At 51.1% G+C, this 3,031-nt stretch carries 1 rRNA gene; it reads left to right on the top strand.

Annotation, left to right across the window (positions count from 1 at the left end):
- The first annotated feature begins 109 nt into the window (after positions 1-109).
- Positions 110-3,012, top strand: a 23S ribosomal RNA gene (locus L5M29_RS23575).
- Positions 3,013-3,031 lie beyond the last annotated feature (19 nt).

Here is a 3,031-nt window from a genome sequence, read left to right as displayed (position 1 = left end):
TGAATAGTTTACGTCTAAGGCGCGTCCACTTCTTTGGTCAGAAGTGAGACAAGTAAAACCAAGCTGGTCGCAATGCGGCGCAGATGAGTGAAACTCATTTGGGTTGTATGGTTAAGCGACTAAGCGTATACGGTGGATGCCTTGGCAGTCAGAGGCGATGAAGGACGTAGTAACTTGCGAAAAGCGTTGGCGAGCTAGTAACAAGCATTTGAGCTAACGATGTCCGAATGGGGGAACCCAGCAGCATAAGCTGTTATCGCAACATGAATACATAGTGTTGCGAGGCGAACGAGGGGAACTGAAACATCTAAGTACCCTTAGGAAAAGAAATCAACCGAGATTCCCCTAGTAGCGGCGAGCGAACGGGGATTAGCCCTTAAGTCAGTGGGGTGTTAGTGGAATGCGTTGGAAAGCGCAGCGGCACAGGGTGATAGCCCCGTACATGAAAACTAACCATTGATGAAAACGAGTAAGGCGGGACACGTGACATCCTGTTTGAATATGGGGGGACCATCCTCCAAGGCTAAATACTCCTGACTGACCGATAGTGAACCAGTACCGTGAGGGAAAGGCGAAAAGAACCCCTGTGAGGGGAGTGAAATAGAACCTGAAACCGTATACGTACAAGCAGTGGGAGCGGTTCTTGAGACCGTGACTGCGTACCTTTTGTATAATGGGTCAGCGACTTACATTTTGTAGCGAGGTTAAGCGAATAGCGGAGCCGTAGGGAAACCGAGTGTTAACTGCGCGTTTAGTTGCAAGGTGTAGACCCGAAACCCGGTGATCTAGCCATGGGCAGGTTGAAGGTTGAGTAACATCAACTGGAGGACCGAACCGACTAATGTTGAAAAATTAGCGGATGACTTGTGGCTGGGGGTGAAAGGCCAATCAAACCGGGAGATATCTGGTTCTCCTCGAAAGCTATTTAGGTAGCGCCTCGAGCGAATACCATTGGGGGTAGAGCACTGTTAAGGCTAGGGGGTCATCCCGACTTACCAACCCTTTGCAAACTCCGAATACCAATGAGTACTACTCGGGAGACAGACGGCGGGTGCTAACGTCCGTCGTCAAAAGGGAAACAACCCAGACCGTCAGCTAAGGTCCCAAAGTACTAGCTAAGTGGGAAACGATGTGGGAAGGCTTAGACAGCTAGGATGTTGGCTTAGAAGCAGCCATCATTTAAAGAAAGCGTAATAGCTCACTAGTCGAGTCGGCCTGCGCGGAAGATGTAACGGGGCTAAGCTAGTCACCGAAGCTACGGGTGCACAGTTTACTGTGCGCGGTAGAGGAGCGTTCTGTAAGCCGTTGAAGGTGAAGGGGTAACCCACGCTGGAGGTATCAGAAGTGCGAATGCTGACATGAGTAACGATAAAGGGGGTGAAAAACCCCCTCGCCGAAAGACCAAGGGTTCCTGTCCAACGTTAATCGGGGCAGGGTGAGTCGACCCCTAAGGTGAGGCCGAAAGGCGTAATCGATGGGAAACAGATTAATATTTCTGTACTTCCGCTAACTGCGATGGAGAGACGGAGAAGGCTAGGCTAGCGCGGCGTTGGTAGTCCGCGTTTAAGGTGGTAGGTGGTGTTCTTAGGCAAATCCGGGGACACGTACTTWAATGTACACACTGAGAGCTGATGACGAGGTCCTAAGGGACTGAAGTAGTTGATGCCATGCTTCCAGGAAAATCTTCTAAGCTTCAGGTTAGTGGGAATCGTACCCCAAACCGACACAGGTGGTCGGGTAGAGAATACCAAGGCGCTTGAGAGAACTCGGCTGAAGGAACTAGGCAAAATGGTACCGTAACTTCGGGAGAAGGTACGCTCCTGTTGGTGATGAGACTTGCTCTCTAAGCTGACGGGAGTCGCAGATACCAGGTGGCTGCAACTGTTTATCAAAAACACAGCACTGTGCAAACTCGCAAGAGGAAGTATACGGTGTGACGCCTGCCCGGTGCCGGAAGGTTAATTGATTGGGTTATCGCAAGAGAAGCTCATGATCGAAGCCCCGGTAAACGGCGGCCGTAACTATAACGGTCCTAAGGTAGCGAAATTCCTTGTCGGGTAAGTTCCGACCTGCACGAATGGCGTAATGATGGCCACGCTGTCTCCAGCCGAGACTCAGTGAAGTTGAAATTGCGGTGAAGATGCCGTATACCCGCGGCTAGACGGAAAGACCCCGTGAACCTTTACTATAGCTTGGCACTGAACATTGAACCTACATGTGTAGGATAGGTGGGAGACTWTGAAGTTGTGACGCTAGTCATGATGGAGTCGTCCTTGAAATACCACCCTTGTAGTTTTGATGTTCTAACCTAGGTCCCTTATCGGGATTAGGGACAGTGCCTGGTGGGTAGTTTGACTGGGGCGGTCTCCTCCCAAAGAGTAACGGAGGAGCACGAAGGTTGGCTAAGTACGGTCGGACATCGTACGGTTAGTGCAATGGCATAAGCCAGCTTAACTGCGAGACATACACGTCGAGCAGGTACGAAAGTAGGTCATAGTGATCCGGTGGTTCTGAATGGAAGGGCCATCGCTCAACGGATAAAAGGTACTCCGGGGATAACAGGCTGATACCGCCCAAGAGTTCATATCGACGGCGGTGTTTGGCACCTCGATGTCGGCTCATCACATCCTGGGGCTGAAGTCGGTCCCAAGGGTATGGCTGTTCGCCATTTAAAGTGGTACGCGAGCTGGGTTCAGAACGTCGTGAGACAGTTCGGTCCCTATCTGCCGTGGGCGTTGGATGATTGAAGGGAGCTGCTCCTAGTACGAGAGGACCGGAGTGGACGAACCGCTGGTGTTCGGGTTGTCATGCCAATGGCATTGCCCGGTAGCTACGTTCGGAATCGATAACCGCTGAAAGCATCTAAGCGGGAAGCGAGCCCTAAGATGAGTCATCCCTAGGAATTTAATTCCTCTAAAGAGCCGTTCGAGACTAGGACGTTGATAGGCATGGTGTGTAAGCGTTGTGAGGCGTTGAGCTAACATGTACTAATGACTCGAGAGGCTTAACCATACAACCCAGATGGGTTTTA

Source organism: Shewanella sp. SM95, assembly GCF_025653595.1.
GTDB lineage: Bacteria > Pseudomonadota > Gammaproteobacteria > Enterobacterales > Shewanellaceae > Shewanella > Shewanella oncorhynchi.
This window is presented reverse-complemented; position numbering and strand designations above follow the sequence as displayed.